General features: G+C 42.5%; 22 protein-coding genes. 6 read left to right on the top strand and 16 right to left on the bottom strand.

All coding sequences use genetic code 11. From position 1 onward, the window contains the following. The first annotated feature begins 72 nt into the window (after positions 1–72). On the top strand, positions 73–969 hold the full coding sequence (locus tag DBZ36_RS06505) for a homocysteine S-methyltransferase family protein (protein ID WP_120354099.1): 897 nt from the start codon (positions 73–75) through the stop codon (positions 967–969). Between the two features lie 34 nt (positions 970–1,003). Here DBZ36_RS06505 and DBZ36_RS06510 read toward each other — a convergent pair whose 3' ends face one another. From DBZ36_RS06510 to DBZ36_RS06550, 9 genes are all read right to left on the bottom strand, one after another. Continuing rightward, on the bottom strand, positions 1,004–1,714 hold the full coding sequence (locus tag DBZ36_RS06510) for a transglutaminase-like domain-containing protein (protein ID WP_120354100.1): 711 nt from the start codon (positions 1,712–1,714) through the stop codon (positions 1,004–1,006). A 59-nt stretch (positions 1,715–1,773) separates the two neighbouring features. Further along, on the bottom strand, positions 1,774–2,484 hold the full coding sequence (locus DBZ36_RS06515) for a helix-turn-helix domain-containing protein (RefSeq protein ID WP_199711787.1): 711 nt from the start codon (positions 2,482–2,484) through the stop codon (positions 1,774–1,776). Between the two features lie 455 nt (positions 2,485–2,939). Then, a complete protein-coding gene (locus DBZ36_RS06520; protein WP_120354101.1) occupies positions 2,940–4,130 on the bottom strand; it encodes an NnrS family protein in 1,191 nt (396 codons plus the stop codon). Positions 4,131–4,168: 38 nt separating this feature from the next. After that, positions 4,169–4,612, bottom strand: coding sequence for an RrF2 family transcriptional regulator (locus DBZ36_RS06525; protein WP_120354102.1), 444 nt, complete (start codon positions 4,610–4,612; stop codon positions 4,169–4,171). 173 nt (positions 4,613–4,785) lie between these two features. Next, positions 4,786–5,106: a hypothetical protein gene (locus DBZ36_RS20455; RefSeq protein ID WP_147395002.1), complete on the bottom strand. Its 321-nt coding sequence runs from the start codon at positions 5,104–5,106 to the stop codon at positions 4,786–4,788. A 1,113-nt stretch (positions 5,107–6,219) separates the two neighbouring features. Then, the gene (gene glmS, locus DBZ36_RS06535) at positions 6,220–8,052 is read right to left on the bottom strand and encodes a glutamine--fructose-6-phosphate transaminase (isomerizing) (protein ID WP_120354104.1); all 1,833 of its coding nucleotides are present in this window, start codon (positions 8,050–8,052) and stop codon (positions 6,220–6,222) included. A 173-nt stretch (positions 8,053–8,225) separates the two neighbouring features. Beyond that, positions 8,226–8,762, bottom strand: a complete 537-nt coding sequence (locus tag DBZ36_RS06540) for an MltR family transcriptional regulator (protein ID WP_120354105.1) — start codon at positions 8,760–8,762, stop codon at positions 8,226–8,228. Between the two features lie 45 nt (positions 8,763–8,807). Next, the gene (locus DBZ36_RS06545) at positions 8,808–9,956 is read right to left on the bottom strand and encodes a mannitol-1-phosphate 5-dehydrogenase (protein WP_120354106.1); all 1,149 of its coding nucleotides are present in this window, start codon (positions 9,954–9,956) and stop codon (positions 8,808–8,810) included. Positions 9,957–10,031: 75 nt separating this feature from the next. Next, on the bottom strand, positions 10,032–11,930 hold the full coding sequence (locus DBZ36_RS06550) for a PTS mannitol transporter subunit IICBA (RefSeq protein WP_325049073.1): 1,899 nt from the start codon (positions 11,928–11,930) through the stop codon (positions 10,032–10,034). 995 nt (positions 11,931–12,925) lie between these two features. On the opposite strand from DBZ36_RS06550, the gene nagB reads away from it, so the two are divergent. After that, complete coding sequence (nagB, locus tag DBZ36_RS06555) at positions 12,926–13,726, top strand: glucosamine-6-phosphate deaminase (RefSeq protein WP_120354108.1); 801 nt, start codon at positions 12,926–12,928, stop codon at positions 13,724–13,726. On the opposite strand, the gene DBZ36_RS06560 is transcribed toward nagB, so the two are convergent. After that, positions 13,727–14,908: a GNAT family N-acetyltransferase gene (locus DBZ36_RS06560; protein WP_120354109.1), complete on the bottom strand. Its 1,182-nt coding sequence runs from the start codon at positions 14,906–14,908 to the stop codon at positions 13,727–13,729. A gap of 226 nt (positions 14,909–15,134) precedes the next feature. Here DBZ36_RS06560 and DBZ36_RS06565 point away from each other — a divergent pair, with 226 nt between their 5' ends. Continuing rightward, a complete protein-coding gene (locus DBZ36_RS06565; RefSeq protein ID WP_120354110.1) occupies positions 15,135–15,701 on the top strand; it encodes a DJ-1/PfpI family protein in 567 nt (188 codons plus the stop codon). Between the two features lie 72 nt (positions 15,702–15,773). Beyond that, on the top strand, positions 15,774–16,049 hold the full coding sequence (locus DBZ36_RS06570; protein WP_120354111.1) for a ribbon-helix-helix domain-containing protein: 276 nt from the start codon (positions 15,774–15,776) through the stop codon (positions 16,047–16,049). Positions 16,050–16,082: 33 nt separating this feature from the next. Here DBZ36_RS06570 and DBZ36_RS06575 read toward each other — a convergent pair whose 3' ends face one another. Then, positions 16,083–16,400: a winged helix-turn-helix transcriptional regulator gene (locus tag DBZ36_RS06575; protein ID WP_120354112.1), complete on the bottom strand. Its 318-nt coding sequence runs from the start codon at positions 16,398–16,400 to the stop codon at positions 16,083–16,085. Between the two features lie 119 nt (positions 16,401–16,519). Between DBZ36_RS06575 and DBZ36_RS06580 the strand changes: the two genes are divergently transcribed. Next, positions 16,520–17,380, top strand: a complete 861-nt coding sequence (locus DBZ36_RS06580; protein WP_158589041.1) for an SDR family oxidoreductase — start codon at positions 16,520–16,522, stop codon at positions 17,378–17,380. A 107-nt stretch (positions 17,381–17,487) separates the two neighbouring features. On the opposite strand, the gene DBZ36_RS06585 is transcribed toward DBZ36_RS06580, so the two are convergent. The 4 genes from DBZ36_RS06585 to cobO all read right to left on the bottom strand — a co-directional run bounded on the left by DBZ36_RS06585 (position 17,488) and on the right by cobO (position 21,118). Then, positions 17,488–17,868 (bottom strand): VOC family protein, encoded by a 381-nt coding sequence (locus DBZ36_RS06585; protein WP_120354114.1) that lies wholly within the window; start codon positions 17,866–17,868, stop codon positions 17,488–17,490. 67 nt (positions 17,869–17,935) lie between these two features. Then, complete coding sequence (locus DBZ36_RS06590) at positions 17,936–18,826, bottom strand: PA4780 family RIO1-like protein kinase (RefSeq protein ID WP_120354115.1); 891 nt, start codon at positions 18,824–18,826, stop codon at positions 17,936–17,938. 188 nt (positions 18,827–19,014) lie between these two features. Continuing rightward, complete coding sequence (locus tag DBZ36_RS06595) at positions 19,015–20,463, bottom strand: cobyric acid synthase (protein WP_120354482.1); 1,449 nt, start codon at positions 20,461–20,463, stop codon at positions 19,015–19,017. Positions 20,464–20,512: 49 nt separating this feature from the next. Then, positions 20,513–21,118: a cob(I)yrinic acid a,c-diamide adenosyltransferase gene (gene cobO, locus DBZ36_RS06600; RefSeq protein WP_120354116.1), complete on the bottom strand. Its 606-nt coding sequence runs from the start codon at positions 21,116–21,118 to the stop codon at positions 20,513–20,515. A gap of 67 nt (positions 21,119–21,185) precedes the next feature. Here cobO and DBZ36_RS06605 point away from each other — a divergent pair, with 67 nt between their 5' ends. Beyond that, a complete protein-coding gene (locus DBZ36_RS06605) occupies positions 21,186–23,165 on the top strand; it encodes an exoribonuclease II (RefSeq protein WP_147395003.1) in 1,980 nt (659 codons plus the stop codon). A gap of 69 nt (positions 23,166–23,234) precedes the next feature. Here the strand turns inward: DBZ36_RS06605 and prc are convergent, their stop codons facing one another. Then, entirely contained in the window at positions 23,235–25,232 is a 1,998-nt protein-coding gene (prc, locus tag DBZ36_RS06610) for a carboxy terminal-processing peptidase (RefSeq protein WP_120354118.1), read from the bottom strand. Positions 25,233–25,249 lie beyond the last annotated feature (17 nt).

Consider the following 25,249-nt stretch of genomic DNA (forward strand, 5'->3'; position numbering starts at 1 on the left):
CGCTTTATATCGTTAGTCATAAATCTTAAGCTCTGCTAGTCTTGCGCAACAATCTATATAGTCAATGTTTACATGAACAACAATCTTTGCATTATCGATGGCGGCATGGGCCGCGAGTTACAAGATATTGGTGCCCCTTTCTCTCAACCACTGTGGAGCGCACAAGCACTGATAGAAGCGCCAGAGTTTGTCAGCATGGCACACCAAAACTTTGTAAACGCTGGTGCCCAAATTATTATCGCCAATAGCTATGCCTGCGTACCCTTTCATTTAGGTGAAGCGCGTTATCAACGCGACGGAGCTAAGCTTGCAACACTAGCGGCTAAAATCGCTAGGCAAGTTAGTTTAACCTCAACTCATGTACGCGTTGCAGGCGCTATCCCTCCGGCCTTTGGCAGCTATAGACCTGACTTGTTTGATGCGCAGCAAGCCGCAAAAATTTGTCTGACGCTGATTAATGCCCAAGCACCTTATGTTGATCTTTGGATAGCTGAAACGATTTCCAGTGTCGCAGAATATGATGTGATTAGTACCGCCTTAGGTGGGAATGAAAAACCTAGTTATTATGCTTTTAGCTTAGATGATACCAGCCCCACTCGTCCCCTACTGCGCTCTGGTGAATCTGTTGAGCTTGTTTGTCGTCGCATCTGCTCAAGCCAAGCACAAGGAATTTTATTTAATTGTTCTGTCCCTGAAGTCATGCTCCAAGCCGTTAAAGTTGCAAAACAAATCTGTCAGCAGCAAAACCGCTTGATTGAAGTTGGTGTGTACGCTAACAATTTTATGCCTATAGACACCGATCATGAAGCAAATCAAGATCTTCAACTTATGCGCGAACTTAGTCCCCAAGACTACCTAAATTATGCCAAAAGATGGTATGAAGCGGGAGCGACGATCATCGGTGGCTGTTGTGGCATAGGGCCTTCACATATCCAAGCACTAGCGCAATGGAAAAGTCAGCTTACCTAGCCAAGTTTGTTAGGATATCTTGTTGCTCTCTCGACTAGGTTTTTAACCCGAACTTACGGATCTTATTTAGATTTCGGTTGATTAACTTGCGCAGGACATATTGATAAGCAAATTTTTTAAGACCGTGCATGTTACTGCCATGCTTAGCAAAAAAGTCGTCAGGTGCGTTAAAAAGGCCTAGGTCATCCGCAATACCGTCAGCCTGAATATAGGTGCTCTGCCCCATGAACTTATTGTTTGGGTTTTGAAGATCAGGGACAGCAATCGCATATCCGCTAAAGCTTTTGCAATTTGAATAGCCAGCTTGAACTTGCGATAAAAACACCTGGTCGACTATAAAGCCTTCTAAGTTTATCCATACGTCTCTGATCAGAACTTCAACCCAGCTATGAAGTATACGTTTTGGGGCAAATGGCATGAGGTAATTTGGGATCGCGCCGCGTTGCAAGGCATTGTAGATAGTAAACCCATGGAAACGACAAGCGATGCCCAATGCCCTTAGTAAGGCCATTAACAAGGTACCTTTAGTATTACATTGACCGTAGCCGTCACCAAGAACCTCGCTTGCTGAGATTGCATCATCACGATTGTAGCCAAACTTTATTTCATCACGCACATAGTCATACACCTGCTTAATGGCGGCATCACTGCTTAAAGTGCGCCATTGACGCATTTCAATTAATTGCTCTATGCTTTGTTCTTGATAGTCAATTAGCGGGGTAACTTGTAAGTATTTAGTTGTCATTGCTAGCTCCTTGGTTACGAACTAGCTTAAACAGGCCTTACTAAGGATAATTGTATAAACTAGCTATCCTTAAAGCTGAGCAGTAACTGTTTGCTGGTCATACCCAAATTCCGGCTTAAGGTATGACTAAGATGGGCGCTATCACTAAATCCAGCTTGATAAGCCGCTTGGGTGGCACTTTGACCGCGCTTTATCGCTAATAGTGCACATATGAGCCGCTTCCATAGCAGATAGGGTCGCCACGCTATCCCTAACTGCGCTCTAAACAAATGTAGAAAACGACTCTCCGATAGAAACATCGCCTCAGCAACTTGCTTTGCACGCCACGAATCTGGTTTCAAGCATTCGCCGGCTAAACATTGATCCAAGTTTTCGAGTAACGCGCGCAAACGGTCATCACGGGCCTGATAATCATTATTGTTGAGCGCATAAACAAGACTGGGATAAGCACTAAGGACTTGGTTGAGATCCGAATCATCCTCACAGGGTTTAAACCTTGGGATTTCAATCGAAATTTCTGCTATCACCTGCCCGAGAACACTCTGGGGTTCAGCAAGTATGATCCAGCCCTTAGGCATATTAAGTTGATGCGTTTGATTTGGTTTAATAACTACGGCGCCATTTATCGGCTTTTGGTTAAGCTGGCTTGCTTGACTTGGTAGGCAAAGCTGCCAAAGGGGATGCTTATGTGCTTGCGCATCAATAGATTGGCCGTACGCAACTACGCGGCCAGGTGCAAACAAGGTTTTACTCTCGCCATTGGTATTCAATGTCCATCCGCAGTTGTTCTAAAAAAACGCTTAATTTAAAGGCTAACAATAGCGTTGCCTGTATACAAGCGTACAATTGGCTAACTTGTGGTACTGAGGACATAAAAAATCCAGAGGCTTATCACTGACTCTGGATTATAAGACTTTCGCGAAGCTTAGATTACGATTCGCTTGGAGTCTCGCTTGGTTTTTGCTCAGCTTGCACCGGCTCAACTTGTTCTACATCGTCTTTCTTTTCTTCGTGGTTTGAACCACCACACCCACCGCAACAACCCATAATAGTACCTTTTACTTCGTTAAAACTGACTTCTAGGACTTGTGTTAGAACCCAGTGTGTATCGATATTTCATACATATTATTAAACATGCATACTATTTACTACTTTAATTTCTGATAAGCGTGACTAGCATGATCTGCGTCAATGCTAGATTAACCCTCGAGTATTTAATTAGTCCCTAATCAACACGTGCACGTATCAAGATCGGTGTATATAGCGCGACAAAACAGCTATAAGCAAACACCCACAACAGGCTAGACAGTGTAATTATGTCTATCGTATTCATGGGGAAGTGCGCTCCAAAAACTCTAACGAGTAAGGCCAAAAGCATTAGCGAAAAAGCCGTAGTCATCACTTTACCAACAACTATTATACGGCCTGTATGCCCTAGAGAAACGCGCGAGATCATCGACAATATCATTGCGCCCATACCGCCAACCGTCAACATATGAACCGCTTGTGATTGGGATACGCTACCTGATACCAGTGCAACACCATACATAACAAGCCCAATCGCAACAGCCCAATAACTCAGGTGCAAGGACCATACTAAAGGCGTTTTTAGAGCTACCCAGATTTTCCAACGCAGCGCACGTACACCATTAGCAAAGCCACTAACGATGAAAACGGTGGCCACAAGATGTTGCGGAATACTTTGAAATTGAAAGCTTAAAATGACAGCCAAGACAGTACTGACAATACATAGCTTTTCTAGCCAAGGCAGTGCTGGTGTGCGAGGCGTGCTAGTACCATTAGCGGTAAACATTGGGAACACGCGGCCTCCCATAATGCACATAACCAGCGTAATCAATAATACCATGCCATTTGCGGCCTTTGACATAAGCAAAGCCTGCTCAAAGAGTACACTGTAATGCATCGCAGCATTAGCAAGAGTCATCAAAAATAGAATCACAATAAACATTGCATTTCGCCACAACTTTGCACTAATAATATTGTGCGCTAGACAACCCATCGCTATTGGTAAAAATAGCATATCAAGTAGCGCTATAGACCAAGGAGCTAAGCTACTGGGAAAGAACATCGCAATACGCGCAAGCAGCCATACGCCGAACAACAGCATAAGCCCCCGCCCATTAATGCTTCTTACCCCCGTCCAGTTTTGAACCGCGGTTAACAAAAAGCCCACCACAATCGTTGCAGCGAATCCAAATAGCATCTCATGAATGTGCCACCACATGACCCCGCCATAGACATTGAGTGCGGCGCTTCCATTCCAGAACGCAGCCCAGGCTAACAATGCTACGATGCTAAACAACGACGCGCTTAGAAAAAATGGACGAAATGCAAGCTCAAAAAGTGCCTCAAAATTAGGGCTTTGATCATTTTTAGTGTTTATATTTATGCTCATTTAAAACCTTGGTTGTAAAACGTAATGTCGATTTGTGCTTATAAAGCTTTGAACGCCAAAAGTTGCCCTAGCTTAGGACGATGCTCTTTGCCTAGTAAGTCACTAAGGCTGTATCCATCTAAACTTTCATAAAAACACTGTTGCGCTTCTTCAAAAATATTTTTCAATTGACAGTTAGGTGTGATGACACAGCGATTATTGTCACCAAAGCATTCGACGAGTTTACTGCTATCTTCAAATTCTCGAACCAAGCTGCCGATATTGATGTCGTTGGGATCGCAATTAAGTTGCAGCCCCCCATTCTTACCTCTGATTGCTTTGATATAGCCTCTACGGTTAAGCTGCTGAACAATCTTCATCAAATGATTTTTGGAGATATCATAACTTTTAGCTATGTCGTTAATGGTACTCATCGATTGCTTATTAATCGCTAAGTAGATCAGCACTCGTAAGGAGTAATCTGTAAATCGAGTAATATGCATGTGCACGCCTTCTAAAAGATGCATTATGTATACATCTTAATGTATGCAAGGATTTTGAACAAGTAATTAGCCAATTATGGTAGTTATTTCGTTGAGCTATTAGTCATAGATGCAGGTGCATACTATGAACTGCACCAAGAGCCAGAGTAATAATTACGACCGTCTAAATTCAACTATAGATTAACTATTAAACGACGAATAAGGCTGGATATACACGTTGCAAGCAAGTAGCAGATAAACAGACAGAGTGTGACTATAAACACCCAGCCTAGCAGCGAAGGTGCGCAAAAATTCCAACCGCATGCGCCCGCATTTTGAATCAATCCTGGAATTCCTAGGGCACTCAATAAATAGATGCTGAGTACTGGAGAAGCGACAATAAAACCAAGAGTAGTATCTAGGTATTCGGGCCATAGCAGAACTGGCAGCCACAATACAAAGTAGATACCAAGGATAAGTAAAAAGACCTTTAAAGTTGTCTGTTTTTTGTTCATGTCCCAATACTAGCCTTATTAAACTAGTGAGTAAAACATTTGAAACCCTGATCAATATCCATTTTCTGTTGCCCAATTTGTTTAGCTGTCAGTTTTTTTGGTACTAGTTATTTATAGATTTTTTGTTTCTGGACGAAACGAAAGACTAGTGGGAGAACACGCAGTTGTAGTTTCGCAATGCGGGCAGTCAAATAAAGTTGGCTCACTAGCGTCGCATAACCAACAATAAAAATATAAATTTGGGTTAATTTGACAAGTGTTGTCATCACCACAGCGCATACACAAGCCATTGGGTGAACTGAACAGACTTTCGTCACCAAAGCTGTCATTGCAATCAATTGACCTTTTCTTAAGCCTTGCTTTATCCCGCAAATAAACAACAAATACAGTAATAGCGATAAGTGTAAATCCTGTAAATAACATAATTATCCGCCTTGTATCTTGTTGCCCAGCTTAGTAGGCAAAAATATGTGCCCGCGACATAAATAGGTGTGCGCAAAGCTACTGTGCGATTAACTCATTTTGAGCCCGTAGGTACCTAGAGCCAGGATATTCGCTTTATTTTAATCAATGCCATTGTAAGCAAGACGAGTTCCTTGTATCGAGGTAGTTAAGACACGAAATTCCGCGAATTAGGAAAGGCTACTAAATATAAGTAAGCGCCCTTTCCTCACCATCTTAGATATTCATTGGACTTAACTAGCAGGGGTTGGGTTGGATCAACAAATGGAAAACACAAACATGGAATTTTACATTTGGTTTCAACACTTGATTCTTGGTCTAATCTTTGAGCTACTCACTAGTTTTCGCGACTTGTTTTGCCTTACCCTGCTTTAAGTCCGCGAGCCAAATACAAGAGCTAGATTTCACACTTAGAATTAAACATAAAGTTGATGTGCGTATCAGAAAACTAGCAGTTATTATTTGCAATTTGTTTAGCTACAAACGAACGCTGCCTTGATTTACAGGAGAATTGAATCGCAAACTTAAACCAACAATAAGTCCGATTTGCTATTATAGATCTAATTTTTTTATTCAAAAAAAATGACCATAAATATGGTCATTTCATACGTCTTATTTTATTTTTACAATCGCTACAAGAAAAACAACGAGTTATTCAACCGTTACCGCTTTAGCTAAGTTACGCGGTTGGTCTACATCTGTACCTTTAATCAAAGCTACGTGGTACGACAACAATTGCATTGGTACGGTATAGAAGATTGGGGCTGTTATTTCGTGCACATGTGGGAGCGTGATAATTTTCATATTTTCATCGGAGACAAAACCTGCGTCGGCGTCGGCGAATACATAAAGTAAGCCACCACGGGCTCGCACTTCTTCAACGTTTGATTTTAGCTTTTCAAGTAATTCATTATTAGGTGCAACCACCACCACTGGCATATCTGCATCTATAAGTGCTAGTGGGCCGTGTTTCAACTCGCCAGCTGCGTAGGCTTCTGCGTGGATATACGAGATCTCTTTAAGCTTGAGTGCGGCTTCCATTGCGATTGGGTAGTATTCACCACGGCCAAGGAACAAGGTATGGTTTTTATCTGCAAAATCTGCTGCAAGCTGTTCGATTTCTTTATCGTATTCTAAAGCAGCTTCAATTTGAGCTGGCAATTGATGTAGCGCTTGCACAATCTCAGCTTCTTTAACTGCATCGATGACTTTCTTCTCTTTACCCAGTGCTGTCACTAGCATTAACAAGGCGGCAAGTTGGGTTGTAAATGCTTTCGTTGATGCAACACCAATCTCGGTTCCGGCGCGTGTCATAAACGCAAAGTCTGATTCCCGAACCAGGGAAGATCCTGCGACATTACATACTGTCATGGCTGCCATGTAGCCTTTTTCTTTGGCTAAACGCAGGGCGGCTAATGTGTCGGCTGTTTCACCTGACTGCGACAAGGTAATCAGCAAGCTATTGGGACGGGTTACAAATTTACGATAACGAAACTCTGAGGCAATCTCTACGTCACAACTGACACCAGCAAGTGATTCGAACCAATAACGAGCCGCCATGCCCGAATTATACGAGGTACCGCAGGCAATGATTTGAACATGCTCAACCTTGTTTAGGATTTCCTGAGCGTGAACCCCTATTGCATTGGTAACCACGCTATCGGCAGAGATACGGCCTTCCATGGTGTTGATCAGTGCTGTGGGTTGTTCAAAGATTTCTTTTTGCATGAAGTGACGGTACTTGCCTTTGTCACCCGCATCGTGTTCAGCATTAGACTCGTGTTCTTCTCGCTCAACTTTTTGACCACTTAGATCAAATATTTCAACGTCGCGGCGAGTAATTTCAGCAACGTCACCTTCTTCTAAGTAAATAAAGCGGCGGGTAACACTTAATAGTGCTAGCTGATCCGAGGCTAAGAAGTTTTCACCAATACCTAAACCAATAACTATCGGACTGCCAGAGCGTGCAACAATAATTCGTGACGGGTCGTTGCGATCTAGGACGACGGTTCCATATGCACCATCAAGTTGTTTTGTAGTGCGTTGAAATGCTTCACGCAGCGAACTCGATGACTTCATCTCCCAATGCATTAAATGCGCAATAACTTCTGTATCCGTTTGCGACTCAAATACATAGCCACGCTGCTTGAGTAGTTCGCGAAGTTCTTCATGGTTTTCAATAATACCGTTATGTACGATGGCAATATCGCCTGACATGTGTGGGTGCGCGTTAATCTCACTTGGTTCGCCGTGGGTTGCCCAGCGAGTATGTGCAATCCCAGTTCCACCGCTAAATTGTTGTGCAGCGACAGCATCGGCAAGCTCTTGTACCTTACCTAAACGTCGAATTCGTGTTAACTCGTTGGCTTCATTAACAACAGCAATACCGGCAGAATCGTAGCCGCGATACTCTAAACGACGAAGACCTTCGACCAATATTTCTGAAACATCACGTTGCGCTACCGCGCCAACTATTCCGCACATTTGGTATTCTCCATTTTTAAAAATAAGTTAGATCACCTTCTAATATGAAACGCATAGTTTCACATCGTAACTATTAAGTCTATATCTTTCTATTAACTTACGAAACGGAAGATAGAGTAAAGATTTGGTCTAGAAGAAAGTTGAACGGAATAAAAACAGTTAGTATTTAGCAGTTAACTTGTGAGCGAATTGTCTCGGCAAAGGGTATGAATAGTGCCCGTAATGGCTAATTCAATCGTTGACTTCACTTTTTGATTATAGCGATCTAAATACATTTTCAAGGATGACCCGCTTAAGCTGTCGGCAAATTCGTTGTCAAACTCTATTGGCATTAAGGTTTTAATCGCACTAACTTTATTGAGTTCAAAAATGACGTCAGGCTCAGTAAAGCTAACCTTGCCTTCTTGTACCTTGGTCCATTCTTTTAATGTTACAAATATATCAATATCGTCGTAGACTTGTTTACTAAGTACGCCAAGTCCTAACAATAACTTGGTTCTTATGAGTATGTCTCCTAAAGGGCCGTCCGTAGTTAGCAGCGGTTCAACAACATACTTAACTGCATAATCATCCTTGTGAAAAATGCTTTTTAGAACTGCGTCAACGGTATCGTCTAGTGCATCATAGGCGGCCATGAAGCATTCGGCTGCACTTTTGGTTTCGGCTAGGGCTTCTAACAATTCAACTTCATGATCTGGATGTATTGGCATACTGACTCAATAAAAAAGTGCTGCTAAGCAGCACTTAAATTAATACTAACGTAAAGCTAAATAAGCTGTTTTAGCTAGTTTAACAACTTCTGCATCGCTATTCAGCTCTGAATAGTGAGCAAGCGTTTCTTCAAAGCCTTTATCAGCAAACATTGCCTGTAGCTCTACCGCTTGAGGGTCGTCGTCGTTGACATAAAGGAACGCCGCAGCAATACCCTTAATTAAATGCGCATTCGGAAGGCCATATTCTAGGGTGCCGTTTAATGGCTTTATTAGGCGATCGTTTGGACTGAGTTTGCGTATCGGTTGGCGTCCAACGCGGTCGACTTCATCGCGTAAGTACGGATTAGCGAATCTACCTAGTATTTTTTCTATATATGCCGCGTGAGTTTTTGGGTCAAATCCATAACGCTTAATTAGTACTGCCCCACTCTCTGTCATGGCGGCTTTTACATCAGCATGTATTGCAGGATCTTCTATGGAATCTTTTATTGTTTCATGTCCAGCTAACACACCCAAATAGGCGGTAATCAAGTGCCCAGTATTTAAGGTAAACAACTTACGTTCAACAAATGCCATCAAGTTATCAGTGCATTCCATACCTGGAATGTTTGGGATCTCTCCCTTGAATTGAGTTTGGTCCACTATCCATTCACTGAATGTTTCGACTGTCACCGCTAGTGGATCAGTTTCACCGGCTTCTGCTGGGGGGACAATACGATCGACGGCTGAATCCACAAAACCAATGTTTAAATCAGCAAAAGATTGTTGATCGTCGTTTAACAGTTCGTAAACAGATGCTTTTAACTGACTAGTACCGCGTATCATGTTTTCACAGGCGATTATATTGAGGGCTTTGGTATTTCCAGATTCCATACGCTTGGCAATACCGTTAGCGAGCGTACTAGCGATGATCTTTAACACCGTTGGACCAACTGCCGTGGTAATAATATCTAGGTCACAAATTAGGTCTACTATTGCGGGATCGTTAGAATTGAGAGCCGTCACATTGCTGACTTGCTCAATAACTATATCTTCCCCTACTACTTTCACTGGATATTCGCCACGCTCAATAAGCGCTGAAATCACTATCTCATTTACATCAGCAAAGCAGACCTCAAAACCAGCGTCGTTTAATAATTTGCCAATAAAACCACGACCGATATTGCCTGCCCCAAAATGTAATGCTTTCATAACAGTGTCCTGTTTATCTATTTGATCGACAAGGCCAGTTGTTAACTGGCCTTTAAGTTTAAATTGTATTACGCCTTACTTACCATTAAGTATGCGCAGTACGTCTGCTACATTAGTTGTTGATTTAAGACATTCAATTGCTTCTTCATCATCTAGAGCATTGGTTAACGCAGTTATTACTTGGATATGTTCATCACCTTGCGCTGCAATACCAACCACCATTTTAGCCACATCGTCTTCGTCTTCTCCCCACTGAATTCCTTCAGGGTATTGACAGAAAACAATGCCAGTTTTTAGTACAAACTGTTTAGCTTCTATAGTGCCATGAGGAACTGAAATCGACTCACCTAGGTATGTGGATACTAGTTTTTCTCGCTCCAGCATACCTTCAATGTAAGCCTCTTCTACATAACCCAACTTGAACAATTGTTGCCCAGCAAACTTGATGGCCTCTTCTTTAGCAGTAGGTTTTAAACCTAAAAATATGTTCGAGTCATCAAGTTTGAGCGTAGCGTTTTGAGTTTCTTTTGGCGCTACTAGGGCTGAATTACTTTTTTTTTTAGCGCCGCTAAGCTCATTAACTAAGTTGTCATACACGTTTGCATCCAAGAAATTGCTCAAGGAAATGTGTAATGCACCTTGCGCATGAGTACGGGCTCGGTCGGTAAGATCTTTATGAGTAACAACAATATCAACGTCATTAGGCAGGCTGTTAATCGCCAAGTTAGTGACTTCAATATCTAAGTTGGCAGCTTCTACTTTCTTACGTAGTAAACTTGCGCCCATTGCACTTGAACCCATACCAGCGTCGCACGCTACAATAATCTTACGTACTGTTGCATAGTCAATGTCGCCAGCTTGCCCTTTCGAACTTGCTTTCATATCTTTCATTTGTGCAGTTGCTGCTTCCAATGAGTCATCGCCATCAGCAGATTGCTTTTGAGTTTTCATTAGTAGAGAAGCAACGGTAAATGATACCGCAGCAGATGCAGCTACTGATAAAAGCACACCAACAAGTGATCCAGACGGTGTCATTAACAACACAGCGAAAATTGAACCAGGTGAAGCTGGTGACAATAGGCCTGCATCAAACATAGTTAACGTGAATACACCTGTCATACCACCTGCGATTACAGCAAGAATTAAACGAGGGTTCATCAATACATATGGGAAGTAAATCTCATGGATACCACCGAAGAAATGAATAATGGTTGCACCGGCTGCTGATTGTTTAGCATTACCACGGCCGAAGACCATGTAAGCGAGTAGTAAACCAAGACCCGGACCTGGGTTTGCTTCAATAAGGAAGAATATAGACTTACCAAATTCTTCTGCCTGTTGAACACCCAATGGCGTAAAGATACCATGGTTAATCGCGTTATTAAGGAACAAGATTTTAGCAGGTTCTACGAATATAGATGCAAGTGGCAATGCACCCGCTTCTACCATTACGTTTACACCGTAGGCAAGTGCCGTTGAAAGGATCTTAACCGCAGGGCCAATCACAACAAATGCGATAATAGCGCATATCATACCAATGATACCGGCTGAGAAATTGTTTACCAACATCTCAAAACCGCTTTTCACTTTACCGTGAACGGCTTCATCAAAACGTTTAATTGCAAGGCCACCAAGTGGACCAACAATCATCGCTCCCATAAACATTGGAATGTCAGTTCCAACAATAACACCCATGGTTGTTATCGCACCAACAACAGCGCCGCGATCGCCCGCAACCATTTTACCACCGGTATAACCGATCAATAGCGGTAGTAAGTAAGTAATCATTGGGCCAACCATTGCCGCCAAAGTTTCGTTTGGCAACCAACCGGTAGGAATAAATAGTGCGGTGATAAATCCCCAAGCGATAAATGCGCCAATATTTGGCATTACCATATTAGAGAGAAATCGACCAAAATTTTGTACTTTGATTTTAGCATCTGGTGATAGCATAAACGTCGTCCCGTTATCCATTGTAGAGCCAGTTGTCTGGCAGTCCTTAGTCACTAAAAAAGGTAACACAACATTCTAAATTGTCGATACTCAGGGCCTTTTGTGATCCCGATCACGCCAAAAAGATCCCTGAGCTATAAGTTTCGTGACTCGCGTCACATCAAAACTGCGTATGTAAATTTCAGCAGCAATATCGCAACAATTATGAAACACGAGATCGTGACGCTAGTCACACTACCGAGCCCCACAAGCAACATATTGATCGTGATTTAAATCACACTTTTGCAAATAACTGCAAATATCTTGCTTCAATATTAAGCGTAAAAGTCATCACAAGACCCTTGCTAGTTTATTTTTGTAACCTAAATACATAAATGTAATTTAATTACACAAATTAAAGCTGTTTTTCACCGGTGCATATTCCCTTAACTACAATCGCTCAATTGCTCATCTATTTAGATCTTTTTTGGCTGATGCTAGCTTAAATACGTGTAATAGCGATTGGATTAGTAATGGAAGTTAACGTATGCGTTTTGGATAGATCGATAAAATTATCACTTGCTACTATTGAAGGGGAATTATTGCTTATAGCGGGCAAACGTTAAACGTTTCTGAACTTCGCTGCATAAACTTGTGGAATACCTACATGTTAGGCAGCTCTACCACTTAGATTTGTTGAGCACCGACATACATTGCTATAGATATTAAACTCCTTTCTTTATTACTATTAAAGATAAGTATTCGCTATCAGATACAACCAAGCTGCAATTTACACAGGCTAATTAGCAAATTTTATCTCTATATAAGCTAAACTCAAACCTTGAGTACACTTGTATTCACATCCAAGTTAGCACTTAATTCACAAAGAAAATATAGATCTAAGATAAGTGTGAATTACCTCCCAATTTTGCGTGTTAACACCCCTATCGCGTACAATTTTAAAGATCTTATTTCGCGAGGATTAATAAGATGCTATAGTCAGGTCATATCCTAAATACTTAGCGCAAGGAAATGTCATGAGACTCATCCCTTTAACAACTAAAGCACAAGTTGGACAATGGTCTGCACAATATATTGCCGACACAATCAATAAATTTTCACCAAGCGCGGATAAGCCTTTTGTACTGGGTTGCCCCACCGGTAGCTCACCTCTTGAAACCTATAAGTCACTTATAGAGTTATATAAGCAGGGAATTGTTAGTTTTGAACATGTTGTCACTTTCAACATGGATGAGTATGTAGGGATAGCCCCTAATCATGAACAAAGCTATCGCACATTTATGTATGAAAACTTTTTCAATCACGTCGACATTCAAGAAAATAACATCAATTTGCTTAACGGCAATGCAGACGATCTTGAACAAGAATGCGCAGCCTATGAAGAAAAAATTAAGTCTTACGGTAAAATTCACTTATTTATGGGGGGAGTTGGCAACGACGGGCACATTGCATTCAATGAGCCAGCGTCTTCATTGGCTTCTCGTACCCGCGTAAAGACCTTAACGCAAGATACACGTATGGCCAATTCGCGCTTTTTTGATTCCGTGGACGATGTTCCACGCTTAGCTCTAACCGTTGGAGTTGGTACCCTTCTCGATGCTGAGCAAGTCCTTATTTTAGCTGCTGGGCACAACAAAGCACTTGCTGTTGAAGCTGCCGTTGAGGGCTGCGTGAATCATTTATGGACAGTGAGTGCATTACAACTGCATCCAAAAAGCATGATTGTTTGCGATGAACCGTCGACAATGGAACTCAAAGTAAAAACAGTACGCTATTTCAACGAACTAGAAGCCGCTAACATCGCGCCTTACTTATAGTCAGTTTTTAACGCTCTCGTTTTCCGTCATAGAAAACGGGAGCTTTTGGTTTGCCTCCATCATGTACTGCCCAACCCAATCACGCTCCTTTTTACAAAACTCATCTATGGCATGTCGAAACTGAGCATGTTCAATCACGTGAACCGATGTGGTTAACGTCGGTTCAAAGCCACGCACCACTTTGTGTTGACCTTGAGTTCCGGGATCGAATTTTAGCAAATTATTCTCTATACAAAACTCAATTCCCTGATAGTAACAAGTCTCGAAATGTAGCCCTTGTTGTTCGATATGGCTGCCCCAATAGCGCCCATACAGTGTTTCATTGTCGAATAGACATAAGGCAGCAGCTTGCCAAACATCATCTTTAAACGCTCGAATAAGAAGTAACTGGCTTGATTGATGTTCGCGCAGCAATTTAAAGAAACTAAGATTTAGATGTTCTTGGTGGCCATAGCGGTCATAGGTAGACTGATAGAACTGATAAAATTCTTCGACCATGCTGTTGGAAATTTGGTCCCCTTGTACACGCTCAAATCTAAAACCTTGTTGCTTAAGTTTACTGCGTTCCTTTTTAATCTGTTTGCGTTTTCTACTCTTAAATCGAGCTAAAAACGATTCGAAATTGGCATAATTTTGGTTTAACCAATGATATTGACAGTCATTTCGCACAATAAATTCTGAGTTTTCTATTTGTTTAGGTTGCGTCTCTTGATCTGCAAATAAACAATGCCAACCGGAAATTTGATTGTTGGTCAGCAATGCAGGTAAGGCCCGTTGCCACAGTTCAAGCAGTTGAGCACTAGTCACTGATGAGTGATGCAGCAACCGCGGTCCAACCGAAGGGATAAACGGAATAGCGGTGATTAATTTTGGGTAGTAGTCCAAGCCATGCTCTTGGTATGCTCTTGCCCAATCCCAATCAAAAACAAACTCGCCGCTTGAATTAAACTTTAGATACATAGGCATGAAACCAAGCAGTTTAGAGCCGCTTTTAAAAAGCACATGCTGAGCTACCCATCCACTATTACTGGTGACGCAAGAACTCAATTCTAAAGACATTAAAAATTGCGGGTTGATAAACGGGTTTTGTTTAGTATTCCAATCACACACAGTGGCGACTAGATCTGGATTTAAACCATCACAGATTTCTATCTTTATCGTCATTTGTTTTATTGCGCTCATTATTAGGTGACCCTTGCGTGCCAAGATTTCTCGTTTAATAGCGCCTTTCGTGAAGTGACAGCTCCCATCAAAAAGGGAAGGTCTGCCAAATCTAGCGCTAACTTTTTGGTCACAGTTCACATTTTTAAGCCGTAGTATTTGGCTACTACCGTTCTCACATGTGTTAACGCTAAGCTAATTAGCGTAACACTTGCATCTCTTAACGTTAACATAATGAGGTTTCAACATGGCTAGAATACTGGTAATTGCAGGCGATTTTGTAGAAGATTATGAGATCATGGTTCCATTTCAATGTTTATTGGCTTTTGGGCATGATGTGAGTGTCGTTTGCCCCAATAAAAATAGTGGCGATACTATTAAAACAGCGATACACGACTTTGAAGGCGACCAGACTTATACCGAAAAACCTGGGCATAATTTTGTACTCAATGCGAGCTTTGCTTCGATAAAGGCTAGTGAGTTCGACGCCTTACTTATCCCTGGAGGACGCGCCCCTGAATATCTGCGGCTCGACGCAGATGTACTCGACATGGTCTCTCACTTCCTAAGCAACAATAAACCTACTGCTGCTGTATGTCACGGCGCACAGTTGCTTTGCGCCACTGGCTTAGTTGAGGGTCGAGAAATCAGCGCATACCCTGCTTGCGCGCCAGAACTTAAAGCTTGCGGAGCAACGTATATAGACATAAATGTCGATCAAGCGCATACCCAAGGCAATATCGTAAGTGCACCAGCTTGGCCCGCGCACCCACAGTGGTTAGCGCAGTTTGAAGTTTTACTAAAGACTATTTAAGACTAAAGTCTAAGTGTTGGAATTTCATTTGCCTACATACTTTCAATTTTAATAACCAAGTTGTGGGCATATATGTGCGAATTATACTCCGGTACTGAACCTGAATTGTTTGAGCTAAAAACCCGATCCGTAAGACTTGACGGCGCAGTGACCAGTATACGATTAGAAGCAATTTTTTGGCATTTATTAGAAGAAATTGCGGCTAAAGACCAGCTAAGTTTGGCTACTTTTCTAAGTCGAATCTATCATGAAGTAAATCAAACTCGCGGCTCTGTGGGGAATTTTAGTTCCTTGTTACGAGTTGCATGCACCACCCATCTCAATCAAGGTAAACGTCTAGTTTTATAATAATTTCAATCGCTAACAAATGCAGGGACTAAGTTAGTCCTTGTTCTGTATGTTGATCGCCGCCCACTCCGAAAGTGAATCTAATACTGGATAAAGGCTGTGTGCTCGTTTACTAAGGCTATATTCCACTCGCGGTGGAACCTCAGGAAAAACCTTTCTTACCACAAAGTCGTCTTTTTCTAACTCGCGTAACTGAGAGGTTAACACCTTTTGAGAAATCCCCTGAATCGACTTGTTAAGTTGATTAAATCGAATCGATTGTTGATTTCTTAGATTAAAAATAATGATTAACTTCCATTTACCTCCTATCATCTCAAACATTTTTTCAAGCGGACACTGTTTATAAGTCATTGATTCCTCACTTTACTTACCTATTGGTGCTTAGGGCACTTTAGGGTGCCTACTTACTAATGGTAAGTTTAATACTTATAGTACCGCTAAAGCCAATTAATTTATCAAAGGATAAGAAAATGAAAAACATCTTCGTCAGCGGCACAAGTGGTGCTCAAGGTCAGGCAATTGCGACGGTACTGAACCGCGAGGGCTATACGGTCACCGGAATGTCTAGATCGGAGACCAGCAATGACTTAAACCTAAAGCTCAAGCAAGGCGATCTTGAGAAGCTTGTTGATGTCAGCAGCGCTATGGAAGGCTGTGATGCAGTAATTCTTACATTGCCATTATTATTCGATGCAACGCTAGTAAAAACAATAACCCAAAATATTGTCTCAGCAGCCAAGCTCAACAGCATAAGCACTATAGTTTTTAATAGTGGGATCCCACTTGGTGACAATAAAACTGGTTTTGCAGCAATAGATGTTAAACATGATGCACTAGAGATTTTAGATCTCTCTGGCCTTAATATTGTGACTTTAATGCCAACCATCTACCTAGATAACCTAAATTCTCCATTTTTACGTCCAATAATTGATGAACACTCAATAATTCCTTATCCTCTGGCAATGGATTTTGAGTTCTCCTGGATATCCCAAGAAAATCTAGGTCGGTTTTGTCTAGCGGCGTTAAGCGATAACAAACTGCACGGCAAGCGCATTGTTATCAGTAATCGCGATAAACTTTCGGGTAACAAGTTGGCCAACGCTATATCAATCGTCAGCAAGCGCAAGTTCACTTACGTGCCATCATCATTCGATGAATTTGAAAATAACCTAAAACCGGTGCTAGGTGATTTCGTTGCCAAAGAGATCGCTAATCTATATCGCGGTATTGACCAACATCGCGCAGATTTTTTTAATGAAGAAAATCAACATTTGATGTCGCACGTCGAGTTACAAACGACGAGTGACTGGGCTAAAGAAGCCAAATTTTAGAGGCATAAGGATCACTAGTCATTGGCGAGACATGCTGATTACTAGTGAACAACAAACCTCTGTCAGTTAGCAAAGGCAGCGATTGGGAAAGTCGCGGTCTGGGAGGATTAAGCTTTGCTTGCCGGACAATACGCATTCAGTTTATTGCCGTCTAAGTCCCTAAAGTAAGCTCCGTAGAAACCGTTAGTTCCGCGTGGGCCTGGTTTACCTTCACAACTACCTCCCAAGGAGAGTGCTGTTTTATATGCAAGGTTAACTTGCAAGTGCGAGCTTGCTTTAAGTGCGATCATAACGCCATTACCGACGCTCGCATTGTTGGTATCATGCGGCGTAACGATACAAAAAGCGGGGTCGTTACGAGAGGCCCCCCAGGCAGCCATTGTTTGGGTTTGCCAAAGTCGTTGTTCGCCAAATACTGCCATTAGTGCATCGTAAAAACCAAGAGCGTTCTCAAACTGGTTCGTTCCTACTGTGGTATAACCAATCATCGTTGTGCATCTCCATTTGCATTTTTACTAATACGATAAGACCCTGATTATAGCGATGCCTTCCAACTTATTCAGCGTCAGCCCAATTAAACTTCGTTTCGTCGATTCCTTCTTTTGCTTCTTTCAATCTCTCCCTGCGAGATAGTTCTTCTGCTCGGGCATCATCAATCTCTTTTAATATAGCTGCAATGTCTGCCTCAGTATCAACTTGATTAAATTCGCCTGTAAGTTGTGTTTCAGGGGTGAGTTCCCCTTTTACGTATAAAGCCCACATCTCTTTAGCGTACTGGGTAGCACTTAACTCAGGAGCAAACTGCGCGTAATAATCGCGAATATTATTAATATCGCGGGCTAACATGCGCTCGGCGTTATTGTTAGCGGCAGCATCAACGGCCTGGGGTAAGTCAATAATGACGGGTCCATAATCATCCACGAGTACATTAAACTCAGACAAATCGCCATGTATTATCCCGACGCAAAGCATTTTCAACACATATTGCATCATCACATGATGGTCTTCGACGGCTTGCTCTTCAGACATCATGACATCGTTGAGCCTAGGAGCAACGTAGCCTTCATCGTCGGTTACCAATTCCATGAGCAAAACCCCATCAAAACAACCGAAAGGTTCCGGGACCCTAACTCCAGCGTCAGCTAGTTTATATAGCGCATCAACTTCAGCGTTTTGCCAAACCTTTTCTTGCTGTTCCCGGCCAAATCCAGAGCCTTTTTCCATAGCTCGAGCACGACGAGAATTTCTAACTTTACGTCCTTCTCGGTAAGCTACAGCTTGCTTGAAGCTTCGTTGGCTAGCTTCTTTATAGACCTTTGCACAACGGATCGTTTCACCACAGCGTACAACGTATACTGAGGCCTCTTTGCCACTCATCAATTGGCTTTTAACCTCGTCAACCAAACCATCGTCGACTAGAGGCTGTATTCTCTTGGGTATTTTCATAGCCTCGTTATACCTTAGTTGGCTGTCGGATGTAATATTAAGCTGGAAATCAGTGAGCGTTTGTCGGTATTAGCTTAGCTACACGCTCAAATAACGCACAACTGCGTTAGAAAAGCACTGCATGCATCCAAATTAGCGCAAGTGCGAATCATAGTTATTAGTTAAAGAGTTCGAATAATGGCTTTGAATTAATCACTGTGAACAGATTCCCATCCGAGTGCGTCAAAATCCATATGCTGTTCTAAGCAATCAGCCAAGCGATTGATATTTTGTTCTCGTATAAGGGCTAGATCTACCCGTGCGCCAGATGTTGCTCCGGCCCATTCTAGGATCACGGAACTGGCTTGTGGGCTGTCAAATAAGCCATGTAGATAGCAACCCATTATCTGGTTATCGGGGCTAATCACTCCGTCCGTTTCGCCGTTTTCGAAGGACAACACTGGTTCGTATGCTTCGCTTATGGTTGTACTGCCAGCATGGATCTCGTAACCCTCTACGGCAACCGTTTCTTGATTAGGTAAGCTTAATGTGGCGGTTCTATTCTTTAGCGATTTTTCAGATTTTAGTTGCGTATGGCAGGGTAAGTAACTAAGGCCTTGAGAACAACCCGACTCCCCTTCAATTCCTAAAGGATCGGATATGCTTTGACCTAGAATTTGATAACCGCCACAAATACCAATCACTTTGCCGCCATAACGAAGGTGTCTTTCAATCTGCTTGTCCCACCCATTGTCACGAATGAACTGCAAGTCAGCACGTACGCTTTTGCTACCAGGGATAATAATTAGATCAGCTTTAGGAAAGGTCTGTCCGAAACGAGCGTAACAAAAGTCGAGGTCCGGGTTGAAGCGCAGCGCATCAAAATCTGTATGGTTACTTGTGCGTTGAAGTAACAACACTACAACTTTGAACTTGCCTACTCGTTCTTGTTGGTCTTCTATCGCATCTTCAGCGTCAAGCTTTAAACCATGTAAGTATGGAATAACACCAAACACTTTTTTCTGGGTTTTTTGTTCAAGCCAATCGAGGCCTGATTGCAATAAACTAATATCCCCTCTGAACCGATTTATCACAAAACCCAAGACGCGATCTTGCTCCGATTGAGATAACAACGCTAAGGTGCCGTATAAGTGAGCAAAAACACCACCTTTATCAATATCGGCAATGATAATGACTGGTACATCCGCCGCTTCTGCAAAACCCATATTAACAATGTCGCGGTCACGAAGATTAATTTCAGCGGGGCTACCAGCGCCTTCAACCAGAATCGTATCAAAGCGTGTCGTTAATCGTGTAAATGATTGCAATACTTTAGATAGTATTTCGGGTTTGTGATTATGATAAACCTTGGCATCCATATTCTTATAAACAGCGCCTTGTACGATAACTTGGGCACCGGTATCAGAATTTGGTTTAAGTAATACTGGGTTCATGTCAACGTGAGGAGCCACACCGCAGGCAAGCGCCTGGAAAGCCTGCGCCCTGCCGATTTCGCCCCCCTCCGGCGTCACGGCACTATTAAGCGCCATATTTTGTGCTTTGAAAGGGGCAACTTTGGTATTGCGTCGTGCTAAAACCCGACCTAGTCCCGTCACTAGCATCGACTTTCCAGCATCAGATGTTGTGCCTTGTACCATTAACACTTGTTGGCTGTTATATTTCAAATTTTTAGACGCCTAGCTAGCACTACCAATCGATCCCAATTCGGGCTTTTAAACCTGAATCAAATCCATGTTTTACGTTACGTACTTCTGACACCGTATCTGCTACTTCAATAAGCTTTCGGTGCGCAGCTCGTCCCGTAACCACTACGCTTTGCTCCCTAGGTCGGTTTTGAATGTAGGCGATCACTTCGTCTACATCTATGTAGTCGTAACTAAGCATGTAGGTTAATTCATCTAAGACCACAACATATACACTTTCGTCTTGTAAGAATGCTTTTGCTTGCTCCCATACTGCTAACGCTGCATCTCGGTCTTTATCCTTGTTTTGAGTCTCCCACGTAAAACCAGTAGCCATAACAGCAAACTCTACATCGTTCTTTTCTAGTAGTTCACGTTCACCACAAGCCCAGGTGCCTTTAATAAACTGGACAACTTTTGCCTTGAATCCATGACCGACAGACCGTGCAACAACACCAAAAGCAGAGCTAGATTTGCCTTTACCGTTGCCAGTTATGACCAGCACTAATCCTCTTTCAATCTGAGCATTGTCAATTTTTTGGTCAACTTTTTCTTTTAACTTTTGTTGGCGTTGTTGATGTCGATCACCGTCTTTTAGTTCGTTGTTCATCCAATCTCCGGGGAATATGGCTTAAGTCAAAGGCTGTATATAGCGTATCCGCTAAGGCTTGTGTATAGTGCCAACATCACAGGATCAGGTAAAGCAGATGTTTAAAGACAACCCACTTCTTGCGCAACTCAAAGCGCAAATCGTTGAAAATTTGCCAACGGTTGAAGGCCGCGTTAAAGCCAGCGACAAGAGCTACGGATTTTTACAATGCGATGGCAATAAAAGCTATTTTATAGCCCCGCCATTCATGAAAAATTTAATCCATGGCGACCTTATTAAAGCTAGCTTACATGAACAAGGCAAAAAAACCTCAGCTGAACCCCAAGAGCTGCTGCAGCCATCACTTAGCCAGTTTATTGGTCAAGTACAGTTTATAAACGGGAAATGTCGTATTGTTCCAGAACATCGGCAAATTAACCGCGATTTACCGGCTCGCAGTGTTGATCCTAAAACGCTAAAGCTTGAACAAGGTGATTGGGTTAAAGCTAAGCTAAGCTCACATGCGCTGACCGATAAACAATTCGCTGTTATCGTAGAGTCCCTAGTAGCTAAACAAGACGATCCATTAGCACGGTGGAAAATTGTAACCGCTAAACATGATCTAGCATGGGATGAGCCAGAGTCCAGCGAAACCACTCTTGAAGTCGAACAGGTGTCATCACGTGTCGATTTAAGGCATATGCCTTGGTTTACGATTGATGGACTTCACACCAAAGACATGGACGATGCAATTCACATCAGCGATCAAAGTGATCACTGGCGATTAAGCGTTGCAATTGCCGATCCATCTGCTTATGTCAGTGAAGGTCACCCTTTAAACCAAGTTGCTAAAGATCGTTGTTTCACATTGTATTTACCTGGTAAAACGGTGCCTATGCTACCGGAAAACCTAGCCAACCAAACCTGTTCCTTATTGCCAGGTGAGGACAAGTTAGCATTGGTGTGCCACATGAAAATCGAGAAGACTGGTTTACTTAAACCAGACTTCGAATTTGAACTGGCTACTATACGTTCTCATCAACGTTTGGATTATACCAGCGTCAGTAATTTGATTGAGAATCAGCTTGATTTAGACTTAGTACCGGGTATTGAGGCTCAGTTACAACAACTTGCAGAGTTTTCAAGACAACGTATTGAATGGCGTCAGCAACACTCTACTGTATTTAAGTCTCGCCCTGACTACAGCTTTGAGCTAAGCGAATATGGTGAACTACTCGATATTCACTGCCAACCGCGTCGGATCGCCAATAGCATGGTCGAAGAGGCCATGGTGGCTGCTAACGCTGCCGCAGGTCAATTTCTGAGCCAACAACAACGCCAGGCAGTGTATTCAGTCCACTGTGGTTTTAAAACCGAGAGCATTGACGCACTATTAAAGTTTTTGGAAAAGAATGGCTATTGTTATTCCGCACAAGAACTTCAGACCCTTTCAGGGTTTTGTGAACTGCGCAGGCAGGTTGAGGCTCGTGGCGATGTAGCCAACGAAGTGCTACTGCGTCGGTTCTACAACCAGAGTGAGTTCGCTAATGATAGCCAAGCACATTTTGGATTGGGCGAGGCTGCCTATGCCAGTTGGACATCACCAATTCGAAAATATGGCGATATGCTAAACCATCGGATTATAAAAGCCGCTATCCTTGAGCAAAGTAACGAGGCCCCTCTCACGGAAGAATTGTCACAGCACATGAGTGAGCAGCGGCGCAAACATAAGTTTGCCGAACGCGAAATGGCCGATTACCTTTATACCCAGTATTATGCAATGCTAAAAGTTGGTTCTAAGCTAAAAGCAGAAATTATGGACGTTAATCGCGCTGGGCTTAAACTTCAGTTTATGGATACTGGTGCGCGAGGATTTCTTCCAGCATCACTCATGAGCGATGCTAAAGATGTTTTAGTCTTCGAAACGGATACAGGGTGTATTGTTCAAGGCGAGAGTGTCAAACTATGTTTAGGCGAGACCATAGAGGTTATTTTGCATGATGTACGCATCGAAAACCAAAACATCACGGTGCGTCTGGAAAAACCGTACAGCAATACACCAAACTAACAATGACGATTAACAAAAAAAACGCGCTAATAGCGCGTTTTTTTATACCTTAAAACTAGGTCTTGCTAATTATAAACTTAAGTCATCAACTGCGATTAAGGCAGCTTCGGTTAAGAATACGTCTTCAGGCTCATATTCTTCAGGGATATCATCAAGTTTTTCAATCGCTTCAAAGCCTGCACGAACCAACTGTTCATTAAGCTGAGTTAATTGAGCTTGCTCTTTGCTTTCACGAATAGCTAAACGTTTTGCTTCATTTAAACTGACTGTTTTTTTATCTTTTTCGCTGCGGTATTCTTCAATATCACTGAGAATATACGCAAAATCAGGATCGTTTTGGATTCGCAACTCATGTCTTGCTTTTAACTCTTCAATCGATTGAACTGCGCTACCAAGCGGTTCATAGTTCGCCGCTTTAATGCTATCCCAAGGTAATGCGTTTTCTTCTAGACTTTCACCCGTTTCTTCAGGTAACACCGCCGTAGGGAAACTTAAGTCTGGAATAACACCTCTATGCTGGGTACTGCCGCCATCGATGCGATAGAACTTGGCAATAGTATATTGAACATGCCCTAAAGGCTGGTCATACAGGTCATATATACGACCTAAACCGCGGTGTTGTTGTACTGTACCTTTCCCGAAACTCTGTTCGCCTACGATGAGCGCTCTGCCATAATCTTGTAAAGCAGCTGCAAAAATCTCAGATGCTGAAGCACTATAGCGATCGATCAGTACCATTAACGGCCCACTATACTGTGGCGCGTCGTTACTAGACGCATTGACACTTACGCGCCCTAGTTGGTCACGAACTTGTACAACAGGACCTTGTGGTATAAACAATCCAGTCATTGCAGTTGCTTCGGTTAATGCACCACCGCCATTACTGCGCAAATCAACAATAATCGAATCAACTTTGGCTTGCTCCAACTTTTGAAGTTCTTTACTGACATCTTCACTTAAGTTGACATAAAAACTGGGGACTTCAATCACACCAATCTTACGGTCGTTAATTTCCATCACTTCGCTTTTGGCTGCGCGATCTTCGAGCCTAACTTTATCGCGTACTATCGAGACGATATTGGTTTGGCCGTCTGCTTTGCCACTTTTCGACAAAATTTCTAGACGAACAACTGTACCTTTAGGGCCTTTAATTAGCTCTACTACGTCATCAAGGCGCCAGCCAATAATGTCCACCATTTCGGCTTGGTCTTGGGCAACACCTACGATTCGGTCTTCAGCAACCAGCGACTTACTCATTGCTGCAGGACCACCGGGTACAAGGCTCCGAATAACTGTATAATCGTCCTCAGCTTGCAAAACCGCCCCAATGCCTTCTAGCGATAAATTCATCTCAGTTTGAAAACGATCAGCTGTGCGTGGCGAAAGATAACTGGTATGCGGCTCAATCGTACGTGAGTATGCAAGCATCGCACTTTGGAACACGTCTTCACTTTCAGTTTGGGTTAACCGTTTAAGCGCATTGCTATAACGTTTTGTCAGCAGTTTAGAAATCTCTGGCCACTCTTTGCCAGTTAACTTTAAGTTAAGTGCGTCATATTCTACTTTCGAACGCCAAAGGTTTTGAAGCTCTGTTTCATCCGAAGGCCATGCTAGATCAGAACGGTCAAAGGTGTATTCATCATCACTACCAAAATCCATCTCAATATCGAGCAACTCTAACGAATATAGTAGTTGAGAATAACGACGCTCTAGATTCTTGCTAAAGATAGTGTACATCGCATCAAGACGACCCTGTGGGATGTCCTGATCAAGTTGAAAACGATAGCGCTCAAAGGAGCGAATGTCATTTTGGGTAAACAAGCTTCGGTTGTAGTCGAGTTGTTTTAAATAGCGGTCATACACTTGTGATGAAAGTTCATCATCAAAGTCTACATTGCGATAATGAGACCTTGAAAATAACGCACTTATACGCTTCGCCGAAGTCGCGTGCTGCGTTTCTGCTTTAAGCGTGGGTAGCGCACCAACATCAAAATTATGATCTTGGGCAAGCAAGCTAGCAGAGAAAAAACAAACAGCACTAAATGCTATCCAACGAAGTATCTTCATACGCACTAACCTCTAGC

This window comes from Alginatibacterium sediminis (assembly GCF_003610775.1).
GTDB classification, from domain to species: domain Bacteria; phylum Pseudomonadota; class Gammaproteobacteria; order Enterobacterales; family Celerinatantimonadaceae; genus Alginatibacterium; species Alginatibacterium sediminis.